Genomic DNA, 15,552 nt, shown 5'->3' with positions numbered 1-15,552 from the left:
CGAAGCCCGCCAGGACGCTCATCAGGCAGCCCACGAGGAAGCCGCGCGCCACGAGGAAGCCGCCCGCCAGGACGCGCACCGGAAGGCTCACGCGCACTCAGCCACGCTGAAGCGCCTCGAGCAGTCATCCGGCAGCCTCGCGGCGCAGGCCATCGCGCGCATGGACGAGACGCTGTCCTGGTACCGGGCGATGCCCCCGGAGAACCGCTCCTGGATCGGCCTGGTGGCGCAGGCCGGCATCGCCGCCTTCACCGAGTGGTTCCGTCACCCGGACGCCCCCCAGGCCATCTCGACCGACGTCTTCGGCACCGCCCCGCGCGAGCTGACCAGGGCGATCACCCTGCGCCAGACCGTGGAGATGGTGCGTACGACGATCGAGGTGATGGAGTCGGCGATCGACGAGGTCGCGGCCCCCGGCGACGAGTCCGTCCTGCGCGAGGCACTGCTCGTGTACGCCCGCGAGATCGCCTTCGCCACCGCGCAGGTCTACGCGCAGGCCGCCGAGGCACGCGGTGCCTGGGACGCCCGCCTCGAATCGCTCGTCGTGAACGCCGTGCTCTCCGGAGAGGCCGACGAAGGGGCGGTGAGCAGGGCCGCCGCGCTCGGCTGGAACTCCCCCGAGCACGTCTGTGTCGTCCTCGGCACCGCTCCGGACGGCGACAGCGAGCTCACCGTCGAGGCCATCCGCCGCGCCGCACGGCACGCAAAGCTCCAGGTCCTGACCGGGGTGCTCGGCGACCGTCTGGTCGTCATCGCGGGCGGCAGCGACAATCCGCTGCAGGTCGCCAAGGGCCTGATCGGCCCGTACGCGGCCGGGCCCGTCGTGGCCGGCCCCATCGTTCCCGACCTGCTCGCCGCCACCCGCTCGGCGCAGGCGGCGGCCGCCGGGCTCAAGGCCTGCGCCGCCTGGCAGGACGCCCCGCGTCCCGTCCTGGCGGACGATCTCCTGCCGGAGCGCGCGATCGCGAGCGATCCCGCCGCGCGCGAGCAGTTGGTGGAGGAGATCTACAGACCACTGGAGGAAGCGGGCTCCGCGCTCCTGGAGACGCTCAGCGTCTACCTGGAGCAGGCCAGCAGCCTCGAAGGTGCCGCGCGGATGCTCTTCGTGCACCCGAACACCGTGCGCTACCGGCTGCGACGTGTGACAGACGTCACCGGTTGGTCACCCTCCGATGTGCGCTCGGCATTCACTCTGCGGATCGCGCTGATCCTGGGGCGTCTGGCCGACGGGGATCTCCAACCATAGGATTTTGTCGGGCCTCTACAATTCCCCCAGCGGTTCTTCGTCCCTGTCCCCACGGGCGGCTCCCACCGTCCACAAGAGAGAGTGTGAGAGTGCTCGTACTCGTCGCTCCCGGCCAAGGCGCCCAGACGCCCGGCTTCCTGACCCCCTGGCTCGACCTTCCCGGCGCCGCAGACCGCATCGCCGCCTGGTCGGACGCCATCGGGCTCGACCTTGCCCACTACGGCACGCAGGCCGACGCGGACGCCATCCGTGACACCGCCGTGGCCCAGCCCCTCCTTGTGGCCGCCGGTCTGCTGTCCGCCGCGGCACTGGGTGACGCCCTCGCCGCGAACAAGCCCGGCGCGGTCGCGGGACACAGCGTCGGCGAGATCACCGCCGCCGCGTACGCGGGTGTGATCGGCGACGACGCCGCGCTCTCCCTCGTCCGTACGCGCGGCCTGGCCATGGCCGACGCCGCAGCGGTCACGGAGACCGGCATGGCGGCGCTGCTCGGCGGCGACCCCGAGGTCACCGTCCCGCACCTGGAGAAGCTCGGCCTGACGCCGGCGAACGTGAACGGCGCGGGTCAGATCGTCGCCGCGGGCACGGCGGAGCAGATCGCCGCGCTCGCGCAGGACAAGCCCGAAGGCGTGCGCCGCGTCGTACCGTTGAAGGTGGCGGGCGCGTTCCACACGCACCACATGGCTCCCGCGGTCACCACGCTGGAGGAGGCCGCCAAGTCCCTGGACCCGGCCGACCCGCAGCTGACGTACGTCTCCAACCGTGACGGCCGGGCCGTCACGAGCGGTGCGGAGGTCGTGTCCCGCCTGGTGGGCCAGGTGGCCAACCCGGTGCGCTGGGACCTGTGCATGGATACGTTCAAGGACCTCGGCGCCACGGCGATGATCGAGCTGTGCCCCGGCGGCACGCTGACCGGTCTCGCCAAGCGCGCCCTGCCCGGCGTACGGACGGTGGCACTCAAGACACCCGACGACCTCGACGCCGCTCGTGAGCTCATCGCCGACACCGCATCCGCCGCCGACGCGGCGGGTGCCTGAGAAGGAGCCAGGAGAGCATGTCGAAGATCAAGCCCAGTAAGGGCGCCCCGTACGCGCGCATCATGGGTGTCGGCGGCTACCGCCCGACTCGTGTCGTGCCCAACGAGGTGATCCTCGAGACGATCGACTCGTCCGACGAGTGGATCCGCTCCCGCTCCGGCATCGCGACCCGGCACTGGGCCTCCGACGAGGAGACCGTGGCGGCGATGTCCGTGGAGGCGTCCGGCAAGGCGATCGCCGACGCGGGCATCGCTCCGGAGCAGATCGGCGCGGTCATCGTCTCGACCGTCTCGCACTTCAAGCAGACCCCGGCCATCGCCACCGAGATCGCGGACAAGATCGGCGCGGGCAAGCCCGCCGCGTTCGACATCTCCGCGGGCTGCGCCGGATTCGGCTACGGCCTGACCCTCGCCAGGGGCATGGTCACCGACGGCTCCGCCGAGTACGTGCTGGTCATCGGCGTGGAGCGGCTCAGCGACCTCACCGACCTGAGCGACCGCGCGACGGCGTTCCTGTTCGGTGACGGCGCCGGTGCCGTGATCGTCGGCCCCTCCAAGGAGCCGAGGATCGGCCCGACGGTCTGGGGCTCGGAGGGCGACAAGTCCGAGACGATCAAGCAGACGATCTCCTGGGAGGAGTACCGCGCGGGCTCCCCCGAAAAGTTCCCTGCGATCACGCAGGAGGGCCAGGCGGTCTTCCGCTGGGCCGTGTTCGAGATGGCGAAGGTCGCACAGCAGGCGCTGGACGCGGCCGGAATCAGCGCGGACGACCTGGATGTCTTCATTCCGCACCAGGCCAACGAGCGGATCATCGACTCGATGGTGAAGACTCTCAAACTGCCGGCTCATGTCACGGTCGCCCGTGACGTGCGCACCACCGGCAACACGTCGGCAGCCTCGATTCCGCTCGCGATGGAGCGGCTCCTGGCGACCGGCGAGGCGAAGAGCGGCGACACTGCGCTCGTCATCGGCTTCGGGGCGGGTCTCGTGTACGCCGCTACGGTCGTTACCCTCCCCTAGGCATCACGTCCGGATCATTCGGTCCGTACGGCTGTAAACCAACCTGCCGCTGCCGCGGCGGGCGCCACACCCTCTGGATACATAGAAGGAGCGCCAACATGGCCGCCACTCAGGAAGAGATCGTCGCCGGTCTCGCCGAGATCGTGAACGAGATCGCCGGCATCCCGGTCGAGGACGTCCAGCTGGACAAGTCCTTCACCGACGACCTGGACGTCGACTCGCTGTCCATGGTCGAGGTCGTCGTCGCCGCCGAAGAGCGCTTCGACGTCAAGATCCCCGACGACGACGTCAAGAACCTCAAGACGGTCGGCGACGCGACCAAGTACATCCTCGAGCACCAGGCCTGATCAGGCCGCACTGCTGAAGCAACAGGCCTGACAAGGCTGTACTGCTGTCGCCACCCGGCGGTGGCGCCGCTGATCCCCTCAACACCGTGGAGAAATTTCCTGTGAACCCGACCAATCGCACCGTGGTCGTCACCGGTATCGGCGCAACCACACCGCTGGGTGGCGACGCAGCCTCGACCTGGGAGGGTCTGCTCGCGGGCCGTTCCGGTGTCCGTCTTCTCGAGCAGGACTGGGCGGCCGAGCTGCCGGTCCGCATCGCGGGCCAGATCGCGGTCGAGCCGGGCGAGGTCATTCCCCGCCCGCAGGCCCGCAAGCTGGACCGTTCGGCGCAGTTCGCGCTGATCGCGGCCAAGGAGGCCTGGGCCGACGCGGGCTACACCGCGAAGGCCGGCGAGGACACCTCCGTCGACCCGCACCGCCTCGGCGCGGTCATCGCCTCCGGCATCGGCGGCGTGACCACCCTGCTCGACCAGTACGACGTGCTCAAGGAGAAGGGCGTACGCCGCGTCTCCCCGCACACCGTGCCGATGCTGATGCCCAACTCCCCGTCGGCCAACGTCGGCATCGAGCTGGGCGCCCACGCGGGTGTGCACACCCCCGTCTCGGCCTGCGCGTCGGGCGCGGAAGCCATCGGCTACGCGATCGAGATGATCCGCACCGGCCGCGCCGACGTCGTCGTCGCGGGCGGCACGGAGGCGGCGATCCACCCGCTGCCGATCGTCGCGTTCGGCAACATGATGGCGATGTCCAAGAACAACGACGACCCCGAGGGCGCCTCGCGCCCCTACGACGTCGACCGCAACGGCTTCGTGCTCGGCGAGGGCGCGGGCGTGATCATCCTGGAGTCCGAGGAGCACGCCAAGGCCCGCGGCGCGAAGATCTACGCGGAGGCCGTCGGCCAGGGCATCTCGGCCGACGCCCACCACATCACGCAGCCCGAGCCCTCCGGCAACGGCATCGCGGCGGCGCTGCAGAACCTCATCGACGGCACGGACCTCAAGCCCGCCGAGATCGTGCACGTCAACGCGCACGCGACCTCGACGCCGCAGGGTGACGTCGCCGAGATCAAGGCGCTGCGCAAGGCCTTCGGCGACGACGTCGACCACATGGCGATCGCCAGCACGAAGTCGATGACCGGCCACCTGCTCGGCGGCGCGGGCGGCGTGGAGACCGTGGCCACGGTCCTCGCGCTGAAGCACCGCATCGCCCCGCCGACGATCAACATCGAGAACCTCGACCCCGAGGTCGACGCGGACGTCATCCGCGACGAGGCCCGCCCGCTGCCCGAGGGCAGGATCGCGGCCCTGAACGACTCGTTCGGCTTCGGCGGCCACAACGTGGTCCTCGCGTTCCGCTCCGTCTGAGCGACCGGCCGCAAGCCAACCGGCTGTACGTGACGAAGGGCCCCCACCGTCTGGTGGGGGCCCTTCGCCGTGCGGGTCTTGTGCCCGTCAGACGACCTGGTGGAGCCAGCGCACCGGGGCGCCCTCTCCCGCGTACCGGAAGGGCTCCAGCTCGTCGTCCCAGGGCTTGCCGAGCAGCTTGGCGAGCTCGTCCTCCAGATCGCTCTCGCCGCCCTTGGAGCGGGCCAGGGCGGCGCGCAGCCGGTCCTCCGGGATCAGGATGTCGCCGTGGATGCCGGTGACCGCGTGGAAGATCCCGAGCTCGGGCGTGGCGCTGTACCGCTCGCCCTCGGCCGTGGGACACGGCTCGGAGGTGACCTCGAAGCGCAGCAGCTGCCAGCCGCGCAGGGCGGAGGCGAGTTTGGAGGCGGTGCCCACCGGGCCGCGCCAGGAGAACTCCGATCTCCAGCTGCCGGGCGCCGCCGGCTGTCTGATCCAGTCGAGGTTGACGCGCGCGCCGAGGACGCCCGCGACGGCCCATTCGACGTGCGGACACAGCGCGCGCGGTGCGGAGTGCACGTACAGGACTCCACGTGTCGTCACCGGGACCTCCAGTGTGGGTCGAGGTTCGCCTTCCCCAGCGGCCTCGCGCCCGTGCCGAGCGTTGCGGCCCCGAATCCGGGAAACTCCCGAAACGGGACAGATGTGACGTGATGTAATTTAGCGGAACCGAAAAGGCTGGGTGCCACTGGGTGGCGAGGCTACCGTGCGGCGGGGCAAGGAGTGTGACGTACCGTCGGTCCCAAGGCCAGGATTCTCACCATTCACTCGCAGGTGCGCCGAAACGGTGCGGTCGGCCTACGGCAAGCGGACGGCCCACGGCGACAGAGCGGACGGCCTACGGCAACAGAGGGGACCCGAGGATGCGGAACCGAAGCCACCGCCCGCGTGCCGCCGTCGCCATGGCCACGGCGGTTCTTCTCGGCGCCGGCGCGCTCACCGCGTGCGACGCCTCCGGCGGCGACTCCCCCGCGCCCAGGGGACCATCGGCACAGAAGCCCTCTCCCAAGCCCACCCCGACCTGGGACGCGAGCCCGGACTCCCTGGCCGCCGTCGGCGACTCCATCACCCGCGGCTTCGACGCCTGCGCGGTGCTCGCCGACTGCCCCGAGGCGTCCTGGGCGACCGGCACGGACTCCGAGGTGCGCAGCCTCGCGACGCGCCTGCTCGGCAAGGAGCGGGCCGCCGACCACAGCTGGAACCACGCCAAGACCGGCGCGCGCATGGCGGATCTCCCCGGCCAGGTGGAGCAGGCGGTGGCCAACCGCCCCGAACTGCTCACGGTGATGGCGGGCGCGAACGACGCCTGCCGCCCCTCGGCGGCTTCCATGACCCCGGTCACCGAGTTCCGCGCCGACTTCGAGAAGGCGATGCGCACGCTGCGGCGCGAGCTGCCCAAGACCCAGGTGTATGTCAGCTCGGTGCCGGATCTGATGCGGCTCTGGTCGCAGGGGCGCACCAATCCCCTTGGCAAGCAGATCTGGAAGCTGGGCATCTGTTCCTCGATGCTGGCGGACCCGGACGCGCGGGACGCGGCGGCGACGCAGCGGCGGGAGTCCGTGCAGGACCGGGTGATCGCGTACAACAAGGTGCTCAAGGATGTGTGCGCGAAGGATCTGCGCTGCCGGTACGACGGCGGTGCCGTCTTCGACTACCGCTTCGACGGCGACCAGTTGAGCCACTGGGACTGGTTCCACCCCAGCAAGAACGGCCAGTCGCGCCTAGCCGAACTGGCCTACCGGCAGGTGAAGGCCAAGGATCCCGAGAGTTGATACCGGAGGCCGCGGGCGCCGCGGCCCGGCGTAGGGTCACGATCATGCGCAGTGAACTCTTCGGGACGCTCCCCGACGGCACCTCCGTCCATCGCTGGACCCTGGAAAGGGGCGGGGTGCGGGTACGCGTCCTGACGTACGGCGGGATCATCCAGTCGGCGGAAGTTCCCGACCGGGCGGGACGGCGCGAGACGGTGGCCCTCGGCTTCGACGATCTCCAGGGCTATCTCGATCACCCCGGGCCGTACTTCGGGGCGCTGGTGGGCCGGTACGCGAACCGGATCGCGGGCGGCGAGTTCACGCTGGACGGGCGGACGTACCGCCTGGCGCGGAACAACGACCCCAACGCGCTGCACGGCGGCACCGCCGGCTTCGACAAGCGGGTGTGGGAGGCCGCGGAGGTCGAGCACGGGGTGCGGCTCACACGGGTGAGCCCGGACGGCGAGGAGGGGTATCCCGGACGGCTCGCGGTGTCGACGACGTACACCCTGGACGGGACGGGCGCGCTGCGGATCGCCTACGAGGCGACGACGGACGCCCCGACCGTCGTGAACCTCACCAACCACTCGTACTGGAATCTCGCCGGCGCCCGCAGCGGGAGCGGCGCCGGGGGTCACGAGTTGCGGATCGACGCGGCGCGCATCACGCCGACGGACGGGACGCAGATCCCCACCGGGGTGCTGGAGGACGTCGAGGGGACGCGCTTCGACTTCCGGGCGGCCCGGAAGGTCGGTGACGGCATCGACCACAACTACGTCCTGGACAAGGGCGTCACCGCGCGGCCGGTCGAGGTGGCGGAGCTGAGCGACCCGGCGTCCGGGCGTGTGCTGAGCGTCGCGACGACGGAGCCGGGCCTTCAGCTCTACACGGCGGACCACTTCGCGAAGCCGCTGCCGTTCGCGCCGGGCGACGGGGTCGCCCTGGAGACGCAGCACTTCCCCGACTCCCCCAACCGGCCGCAGTTTCCGCAGACGGTGCTGCGGCCGGGTGAGGTGTACCGCTCGGAGACGGTGTACGGCTTCTCGGTCCGATAGGGCGATCGGCCCGCGTCAGACGGCGATCGGCCCGCGTCAGACGGCGGTCGCCCCGCCTCAGACGGCGATCGTCTCGCTCAGCCTGCGGTCGGTGAGCGAGCGGCCCGCCTGGACCTCGTACGAACCGCCTTGGTAGGCCCAGGAGTCGCTGTCCTCGTCCCACGTCTCGAAGGCCCGGCGCGGGAGTTCGATCCGGACCTCCGCGCTCTCGCCGGGCCCTGCCTCGACGCCCGCGAAGCCGGCGAGCCAGCGGGCCGGGCGGTGGCCGTCGTCCGCGGCAGGGGCGAGGTAGACCTGGACGACCTCGCGGCCCGGGCGGCTGCCGGAGTTGCGCACGCGGACCGTGGCCGTCGTGCCCTGCACGTCGAGGGATTCGTACGTCCAGTCGGTGTAGCCGAGGCCGTGGCCGAAGGGGTAGGCGGGAGTGGCGCCCGCCTTCTCCCAGGCGCGGTAGCCGATGAACACACCCTCGGTGTAAGCGAGCTCACCGTCGGCGGGGGTGACCTCGGTGACCGGCGCGTCCGCGAGGGCGCCCCAGGTGGTGGGCAGCCGCCCGCCGGGCTCCCCGGCGCCGAGCAGCACGTCGGCGAGCGCGGCGCCGCCCTCCTGGCCCGGGAACCAGCTCAGCAGCACCGCCGCCACGTCGTCGCGCCACGGGAGTTCCACCGGTGAGCCGGAGTTGACGACCACGACCGTACGGGGGTTGGCGGCGGCCACCGCGCGTACGAGGTCGTCCTGGCGGCCGGGCAGCCGCAGGTCCTTGCGGTCGAAGCCCTCGGACTCGACGCGCTCGGTGGTGGCGACGACCACGACCGCCGTTTCCGCGCCGCGGGCCGCCCGGACGGCCTCGGCGATCAGCTCGTCGGGGTCGCGCCGCGGCTCCAGGTGCACGAAGGAGAACACGACGCCGGGAAGCGGGGCCGCGTACTGCTTGTCGAGCGGGTGGAGCAGGGAGACCTCGACGGTCTCGCCCTCCGTCAGGCTCACCTTGGCGCGCTCGACCGGTGAGCCGAAGAACGCCTCGAAGGGGTCGGACTCGGGGCCCATCACCTGGGACCCGTCGAAGACGACGTCGCCGCCGACGCTCAGCGTGAAGGCGCCCAGGCCCCGGGTGCCGAAGGAGTGCTCGCCGCTCACGCGCGGCGTGAACGTGCCGACGACCTCGATGGAGGCCATCGTCTCGTGGGTGACGCCTTCGGGCAGGTCGTCTCCGATCCACTGGACCTGGCCGGAGGGGAGACTGCCCTCGCCCAGGACGTTGCCGTCCGCATCGCGGCAGACGGCACGCAGCTCGAACCCCTTGTCGGCGGGGGCCAGTTCGTCGCTGGGGTCGGCGCCGACCGCGTACGTCAACTGGTCCTCGCCGAGCGCCGCCGTGAGGCCGTCGAGCGGGGAGACCACGTGCGCGGGGAAGACGGTGGCGGAGCCGCCGCCCAGGACCCGGGCGTCGATCGCGGCGGCGCCGATGAGGGCGACGGAGGCGGTCGGCTTCAGCGGCAGCGCGTCGTTCTCGTTGCGTACGAGGACGAAGGCACGGCGGGCGATCTCGCGGGCCAGCGCCTCGCCGTCGATGTCGGCGGGCGCCTCGGTGACCGCGGGCTCGGCGCCTTCGAGGATGCCGACACGCGCGGCGAGCCGCAGGACCCTGCGCACGGCGTCGTCGACCGTCGACTCCTCGACCTGCCCGCCGCGCACCGCCTGCGCGAGCGCGTCGCCGTAGACGGTCCGCGGTCCCGGCATGGCGACGTCGAGGCCGCCCTCGATGGCGCCGGTGGTCGAACGGGCGGCCATCCAGTCGGAGACGTTGTAGCCGTCGAAGCCCCATTCGCCGCGCAGGACTTCGTCGACCAGGTAGCGGTGCTCGGTCATCGTCACGCCGTTGACCTGGTTGTACGCGGTCATGATGCCCCAGGGGTGGGCGTTGGCGACGATCGCTTCGAAGGGCGCGAGGTACAGCTCGCGCAGGGCGCGCGCCCCCACCTTGTTGTCGACGGTGAAGCGGTCGGTCTCGGCGTCGTTCGCCACGAAGTGCTTGACGGTCGTGCCGACGCCGCCGGACTGCACGCCCCGGACATAGCCGGTGCCGATGACGCCGGTCAGATACGGGTCTTCGCTGTACGCCTCGAAGTGCCGGCCGCCGCGGGGCGAGCGGTGCAGATTGACGGTGGGCGCGAGGAGGACGTGGACGCCCTTGCGGCGGGCCTCCTGGGCGAGCAGGGCCCCCGCGCGGCGGGCGAGGTCCTGGTCCCAGGTGGCGGCGAGCGCGGTCGGGGACGGCAGCGCGATGGACGGGTCGTCGGCGGTCCAGCGGGTGCCGCGCACGCCGATCGGGCCGTCCGACATCACGAGGGACGCCAGGCCGACGGCGGGCAGCGGGTGCAGCGACCACATGTCGCGCCCGCCGAGCAGCCGGGCCTTGTCGTCCAGGTCCAGCTTGCCGAGCGCGGCCTCCACGACCGCCTCCCGCGCCTGGTCGGCCTGCGTGGCTCCGGGGCCCCGGGTTCCCGCCATGGCGGTACCTCCTGGTTGAAGTCCGTTCCGTATCTGCCCTCCATCCTGCCTGGCCTACCTGTAGACCGGTAGATTTCGTAACCTGGACGTTATATTTTGATCGGTATGGCGTACGGTCGTCCCGCGGGCAGGACCGAGAACGTGAAGAGGCAGACGCGATGGCTCCCAAGACCAGGACCACGGCGAAGGCGACGGCCAAGGCCACCACCAGGGCCAGGAGCGAGGAGCGGCGTGCGGAGATCCTCCGGGCCGCCCTGGAGGTGATCGCCGAGCGCGGCTACCGCGGCGCGAGCCTGGGCGCCGTCGCCGAGCGGGTCGGGCTCACCCAGCAGGGCCTGCTGCACTACTTCCCCACGAAGGACGCCCTCCTGGTCGCCGTCCTGGAGGCCCGCGACCAGTGGGACGCGGTCCCGTCGAACGAGATCCGCCTCGATCTGCTCGGCTCGCTCGTCGAGTACAACGCGATGCGCCCCGGCATCATCCAGACCTTCTCCGCGCTGCTCGGCGAGAGCGTCACGGACGGGCATCCGGCACGGGAGTACTTCACCGAGCGGTACGGATCGGTGCGGGAGAAGTTCGCGGCGGTCCTGCGCGCGGAGTACGGGGAGCGGCTGCCCGGCGGGCTCACTCCGCAGGCCGCGGCGCCGCTGCTCGTCGCGGTGATGGACGGGCTCCAGTACCAGTGGCTCCTGGACCCCGGATCGGTGGACATGGCGGGGGCGTTCAGGGACTTCCTCGCCCTCCTGCACGGCGGCAGCGAGTGATCAGGCGGCCCGGACGGCCGCCACGACGTCGATCTCGATGAGCGCCTCGGGGCGGAAGAGCCGGGGCACCTCGACCGTCGTGCTGGTGGGCGGGGTCGCGGTGAGGAACCGCGCGCGTACGGCGGCGTAGGCGGGCAGGTCGCCGAGGTCCGTCATGAACGTACGGATGTTGATGACGTCGTCGAGGCTCGCGCCGTGCGCCGCGAGCAGGGCGGACAGGGTCTCGAAGATCCCGCGGCTCTGCGCGGCGGTGTCGTCGCCTTCGGCGATCTGGCCCGAGAGGTACAACAGGGCGCTCCCGTCGTCGAGTTCGACGCGGGCGACCTGGGAGTAGGGGCCGAGCGGCCGGGGCGCTGATGCGGGGTTGTCGAGGGTGACGCGCATGGGGCGGGGTGCTCCTTTCGGGGTGCGGCTACTTGGTGTTCCGGATGTGGGCGGCTGCCCGTGCGATGTCCTCGTGGGCGATCCGCGGGTCCGCGGCGGCCGCCTCGTAGTGGGCGAGGACCGCCTCCATGGCCGGGAGGCGGGCGGCTCGTGTCGCGAGCACCACGTCCTTCACCGCGAGGTCGCTGCCGAAGTGCACGTCCGTGGCGAAGGCACGGCCCACCGCGCCTCCGAGATGCCCTCCGGCGAGTGCGCCCCTGGCGGTCTCCTCGTCGAGGCCGAGGGCGTCCGCCAATTTCATCGCCTCGGCCACCAGGGCCACTCCCCCGATGACGGCGGTGTTGACGACGAGCTTCAGCGCGGCCCCCGAGCCGAGCGGCCCGGTGCGGGTCACCGCGCCGAAGCGGGCGAGTACATGCGCGAGGCCGTCCGCGTCGCCGCCCGCGAGAATGCCGAGCCGCCCCGCCGCCGCCTTGTCGGTGCTGCCCGTGACGGGTGCGTCGACGAGGGTCACGCCCTCCGGCAGCCTCGCCGCCAACTCCCGTACGACGTCGGGGCCGACGGTGGACATCTCCGCCCAGCGGGCGCCCGGCCGCAACCCGGGCACGACGGCGTCGGCGACGGCACACACCGCTTCGGGGCCCGTCAGCATCGTGATGACGACATCGGCGTCACGCACGGCCTCCGCGGGGCCGGCGGCGAGCCGGGCGCCCTCCCGCACCAGCGGCGCGGCCTTCCCCGCCGTCCGGTTCCAGACCGTCAACGGGTGCCCTGCCGAAAGGAGTCGGCGGGCCATCGGCGCACCCATGTGGCCGAGTCCAAGAAACGCGATCTTCTCCATGGCTCCGACGCTAGGCCTGCCCGCGCGATGCGACAAGCGAAGGTCTAGCATGCGAGCCATGCCCAATTCGCATACCGGACGGGCGGCCCCCGCCACCCCGGCGCAGGCCTCGCCGCCCGACCTCTCCACCGTCTGGCTCCGCGTGTTCCTGGACGTCTCGCGGCACGGCTCCTTCACGGTGGCCGCCCGTGATCTCGGCTGGACACAGTCCGCCGTCTCGCGGCAGATCTCCTCGCTGGAAGCGGCGCTCGGCGGCGATCCGCTCTTCGACCGGCTGCCGCGGGGCGTACGCCCGACCGCGCACGGCCGTACGCTCCTGCCGCACGCCGAGGCGACGATGGCCCGACTGCACGCCATGCAGCGGGAGTTGACGGCCCTGCGGGACGTGACCGGCGGAACACTGCGCTTCGGGGCGTTCGCGACGGCGGACGCGGCGCTCGTGCCGCGGGCCATCGCGGCGTTCCGCGCCCGGCATCCCGGCGTGACGCTGACCCGCGAGGAGGGCCTGACGCCCCGGCTGCTGGCCCGCCTCGGGGACGGTGAGCTCGACCTCGCGATCGTCTCGTCGACGGGCGGGGCGCTGAGCGCCGACAGCGGCGGCACAGACGCGTACGAGTTGCATCACCTCCTGGACGAGGCGCTGTACGTCGCCGTTCCGGCCGGGCACCCCCTGGCGGACCACGCTTCCGTACGCCTGCACCAACTCGCCGACGAGGACTGGATCTCCGGCAGCGCGCAGGCCGAGGGAACCCTCCTGGAGGAGGCGCACCGGCACGGTTTCCGCCCCCGGGTCGCTCACGTGGTCGCCGAGTGGACCGCCAAGCAGGGCTATGTGGCCGCCGGGCTCGGGGTCACGCTCGTGCCCGCCCTCGCCGCCGAGTCGGTCCGCCCCGACATCACCCTGGTCCCGGTGCACGACGAGGACGCACCGCCGCGCGCCGTGTACGCGGCGACGGCGCGGGGCAGGGCGGCTCCGCCCGCGGTGCAGCCGTTCCTGGCGGCACTGCGGGCCGCCGACCGATCGAGGCGGTCCTCGCGGATCATGCCGGGGTGAACCGCTAGCGGGCGCCGCCTTCCTGCCGGAATACTGCGATCACCCCACCGGCCACGGAAGGACTCCCGTGTCACTCTCGCCCAACGTCCCCCCGCGGCTCGCCGCGATCGGTGTCACCCTCCTGCTCTCCCTCGCCGCCGTGCCGCCCGCGTCGGCGACCACCGCGCCCGCCGCCACCACCGAGGAGCAGCGCCTCGACCGTGCGGCGCCGCAGGAGATCCTGCGGAGCAGCGGATTCGACACCGTGGCGCCGGAGTTCGCGCGGGCCCTGGAGCGCGCCCACTCGTACGGCGAGGCCAAGCGCGTCGTCGTACGGCAGGGAGAGGCGCTGTGGCGGCGTGCCGTCGACCGGGCGCAGGGCCGCGGCCCCGCCGGTGAGCTGAGCCGGGACGACGACCGGCCGCTGTACTGGGCGCGGCTCGGGATGACGCGTGAGCTGCGGCAGTGGGAGCCCGCCCGCTTCGGGGTGAGCGAGGCCCGCCAAAGGCTTCTCATACGGGCCCTTGAGGACGCGTCCCGCGGGCACGACTCCATCAGCTACCCGAAGAAGGATGCCGCGGGCCACCGCCTCAAGCGCATCCTCGTCACCGGCTTCGATCCCTTCACGCTCGACCGGGACGTCCGCATCAGCAACCCGTCAGGGGCGAGCGCCCTCGCGCTCGACGGCACGGTCATCGAGACCGCCGACGGTCCCGCGCGCGTGGAGACCGCCGTCTTCCCCGTCCGCTGGGACGACTTCGCCGAGGGCACGGTCGAGCGCACCCTGCGCGCCCACCTCCCCCGCGTCGACCTCTTCACGACCATCAGCCAGGGCCGCGCGGGCCGCTTCGACATCGAGCGCACCAACGGCGCCTGGCGGGGCGGCTTCCCCGACAACGAGAACCTCTCGCGCACGGAGACGGTCCCGGTGGCCGATCCGGCCTCGCAGCCCCAGTGGACGTCCACGACGCTCCCGTACAAGGAGATCGTGGGCGCGCAGACGGGCCGCTTCCCGGTGTACGACAACACGTCGGTGACCGAGATCCCGGCGGGCCAGAGCGCTCCCGTGGTCCGCCCGGACGGGCCCACCGCCGGTTCGACGGCGCGTGAGGGCGGCGGCGGCAACTACCTGTCGAACGAGATCGCCTACCGCGCGACGCTGCTCCGTGACCGCCTCGGCCTGCACGACCGCCTGCCCGGCGGCCATGTGCACACGCCGATCCTTCAGTTCGGGGCGGGCAACACGGACCCGGCCACGGGCAAGATCACCGATCCGGAGTTCGTGCGGAACCGCCTCGACATCATCGCGCAGGTGCGGAAGATCCTGACGACCGCTATGGACGCCCGCCGGTAGCGGACGGCACCTGGCCGCCGGGGCCGGACGAACCGTCCGGTCCCTGCGGGTCGTCGTCCCCGCTGTCCTCGCCCGCGAGTTCCCGCGCCATCAGCGTCGCTCCCGCGACGGCGCCCGGCATCAGGAACACCGCGACGAACGGCACGAGGAAGGCCACGGCGAGCGGCGTTCCGAAGCCCCAGGCCAGCATCTTGCGGCCGCGCAGCAGCGTGAGCCGCTCGCGGAGTTGGACGTTCCGGCGCTGCAACGCCACCGCGGTGAGCTCCTCGACCAGGAAGAAGCCGGTCACCATGAAGCCGAGCACCGGCACCACGGTCTGGCCGACGACCGGGATGAAGCCGAGGGCGAAGAGCAGGATGCCCCAGATCACGGCCCGTACGACGATGCGCAGACTGTCGCGCGCGGAGATCCACAGCTCGCGCCAGAGCGGCAGGCCCGACTCGGGGGCGTACCCGGCGACGGAGATGTCGACCTTCTCGGACAGCGACTCGTAGAAGGGCTGGCCGATCAGGAGCGTGACGGCCGTGAACGTGATCACCGAGAGGAGGAGGGCGAGCGCGAAGAGCAGCGCGGTGAGGAAACCTCGGAACAGGCCGCCCCAGGGCGATGACCAGTCGTCCGCGAAGGGCGTCGCCCAGCCGACGAAGTCCGCGCCCCACAGGGCGAGCGCCACGAGCGCCGCCGCGTACAGGAGCAGGGTGATCAAGCCGGGCAGCAGGCCGACTCCGTACTGCTTGCCGTGCTGGGCGACCCAGCGCTGGCCCTTCATCAAGTAGCCGAAGCCTCGTCCCAGATCACGCATGCGGC

At 72.0% G+C, this 15,552-nt stretch carries 15 protein-coding genes; 10 read left to right on the top strand and 5 right to left on the bottom strand.

Annotated features, from left to right (window positions below; translation table 11 throughout):
- Positions 1-106 precede the first annotated feature (106 nt).
- The 5 genes from fasR to fabF all read left to right on the top strand — a co-directional run bounded on the left by fasR (position 107) and on the right by fabF (position 5,013).
- A complete protein-coding gene (fasR, locus tag ACQKIP_RS03670) occupies positions 107-1,246 on the top strand; it encodes a fatty acid biosynthesis transcriptional regulator FasR (RefSeq protein WP_361189739.1) in 1,140 nt (379 codons plus the stop codon).
- An 89-nt stretch (positions 1,247-1,335) separates the two neighbouring features.
- Positions 1,336-2,283 carry an ACP S-malonyltransferase gene (locus tag ACQKIP_RS03665; protein ID WP_365852237.1) on the top strand — a complete coding sequence of 316 codons (948 nt, stop codon included), beginning with the start codon at positions 1,336-1,338 and terminating at the stop codon, positions 2,281-2,283.
- A 17-nt stretch (positions 2,284-2,300) separates the two neighbouring features.
- Positions 2,301-3,302, top strand: a complete 1,002-nt coding sequence (locus ACQKIP_RS03660; RefSeq protein WP_365852235.1) for a ketoacyl-ACP synthase III — start codon at positions 2,301-2,303, stop codon at positions 3,300-3,302.
- 98 nt (positions 3,303-3,400) lie between these two features.
- Positions 3,401-3,649: an acyl carrier protein gene (locus ACQKIP_RS03655; RefSeq protein ID WP_055531551.1), complete on the top strand. Its 249-nt coding sequence runs from the start codon at positions 3,401-3,403 to the stop codon at positions 3,647-3,649.
- Positions 3,650-3,750: 101 nt separating this feature from the next.
- Positions 3,751-5,013 carry a beta-ketoacyl-ACP synthase II gene (gene fabF, locus ACQKIP_RS03650; RefSeq protein WP_365852233.1) on the top strand — a complete coding sequence of 421 codons (1,263 nt, stop codon included), beginning with the start codon at positions 3,751-3,753 and terminating at the stop codon, positions 5,011-5,013.
- Between the two features lie 87 nt (positions 5,014-5,100).
- Here the strand turns inward: fabF and ACQKIP_RS03645 are convergent, their stop codons facing one another.
- Positions 5,101-5,595 carry a DUF3145 domain-containing protein gene (locus ACQKIP_RS03645; RefSeq protein ID WP_365852231.1) on the bottom strand — a complete coding sequence of 165 codons (495 nt, stop codon included), beginning with the start codon at positions 5,593-5,595 and terminating at the stop codon, positions 5,101-5,103.
- Between the two features lie 320 nt (positions 5,596-5,915).
- On the opposite strand from ACQKIP_RS03645, the gene ACQKIP_RS03640 reads away from it, so the two are divergent.
- A complete protein-coding gene (locus tag ACQKIP_RS03640) occupies positions 5,916-6,824 on the top strand; it encodes an SGNH/GDSL hydrolase family protein (RefSeq protein WP_365852229.1) in 909 nt (302 codons plus the stop codon).
- A gap of 44 nt (positions 6,825-6,868) precedes the next feature.
- A complete protein-coding gene (locus tag ACQKIP_RS03635) occupies positions 6,869-7,858 on the top strand; it encodes an aldose epimerase family protein (protein ID WP_365852227.1) in 990 nt (329 codons plus the stop codon).
- Between the two features lie 57 nt (positions 7,859-7,915).
- Here ACQKIP_RS03635 and ACQKIP_RS03630 read toward each other — a convergent pair whose 3' ends face one another.
- Positions 7,916-10,369, bottom strand: coding sequence for a beta-glucosidase family protein (locus ACQKIP_RS03630; RefSeq protein ID WP_365852225.1), 2,454 nt, complete (start codon positions 10,367-10,369; stop codon positions 7,916-7,918).
- A 158-nt stretch (positions 10,370-10,527) separates the two neighbouring features.
- On the opposite strand from ACQKIP_RS03630, the gene ACQKIP_RS03625 reads away from it, so the two are divergent.
- Positions 10,528-11,133: a TetR/AcrR family transcriptional regulator gene (locus ACQKIP_RS03625; protein WP_365852223.1), complete on the top strand. Its 606-nt coding sequence runs from the start codon at positions 10,528-10,530 to the stop codon at positions 11,131-11,133.
- Here the strand turns inward: ACQKIP_RS03625 and ACQKIP_RS03620 are convergent, their stop codons facing one another.
- Both ACQKIP_RS03620 and ACQKIP_RS03615 read right to left on the bottom strand, forming a co-directional pair.
- Positions 11,134-11,517 carry a RidA family protein gene (locus tag ACQKIP_RS03620; RefSeq protein ID WP_365852221.1) on the bottom strand — a complete coding sequence of 128 codons (384 nt, stop codon included), beginning with the start codon at positions 11,515-11,517 and terminating at the stop codon, positions 11,134-11,136.
- A 28-nt stretch (positions 11,518-11,545) separates the two neighbouring features.
- Positions 11,546-12,358 (bottom strand): NAD(P)-dependent oxidoreductase, encoded by an 813-nt coding sequence (locus ACQKIP_RS03615; protein WP_365852219.1) that lies wholly within the window; start codon positions 12,356-12,358, stop codon positions 11,546-11,548.
- A 49-nt stretch (positions 12,359-12,407) separates the two neighbouring features.
- On the opposite strand from ACQKIP_RS03615, the gene ACQKIP_RS03610 reads away from it, so the two are divergent.
- Complete coding sequence (locus tag ACQKIP_RS03610; RefSeq protein WP_427742059.1) at positions 12,408-13,412, top strand: LysR family transcriptional regulator; 1,005 nt, start codon at positions 12,408-12,410, stop codon at positions 13,410-13,412.
- 67 nt (positions 13,413-13,479) lie between these two features.
- Positions 13,480-14,745, top strand: a complete 1,266-nt coding sequence (locus ACQKIP_RS03605) for a pyroglutamyl peptidase (protein ID WP_427742057.1) — start codon at positions 13,480-13,482, stop codon at positions 14,743-14,745.
- On the opposite strand, the gene ACQKIP_RS03600 is transcribed toward ACQKIP_RS03605, so the two are convergent.
- Positions 14,726-15,547, bottom strand: a complete 822-nt coding sequence (locus ACQKIP_RS03600) for an EI24 domain-containing protein (RefSeq protein ID WP_365852214.1) — start codon at positions 15,545-15,547, stop codon at positions 14,726-14,728. The two genes, ACQKIP_RS03605 and ACQKIP_RS03600, sit on opposite strands and share 20 nt — an antisense overlap.
- Positions 15,548-15,552 lie beyond the last annotated feature (5 nt).

It is taken from the genome of Streptomyces sp. NPDC059900 (assembly GCF_050270335.1).
GTDB lineage: Bacteria > Actinomycetota > Actinomycetes > Streptomycetales > Streptomycetaceae > Streptomyces.
Note: the sequence above shows the minus strand (reverse complement) of the source record. Positions and strands in the feature narration are given on the sequence as shown.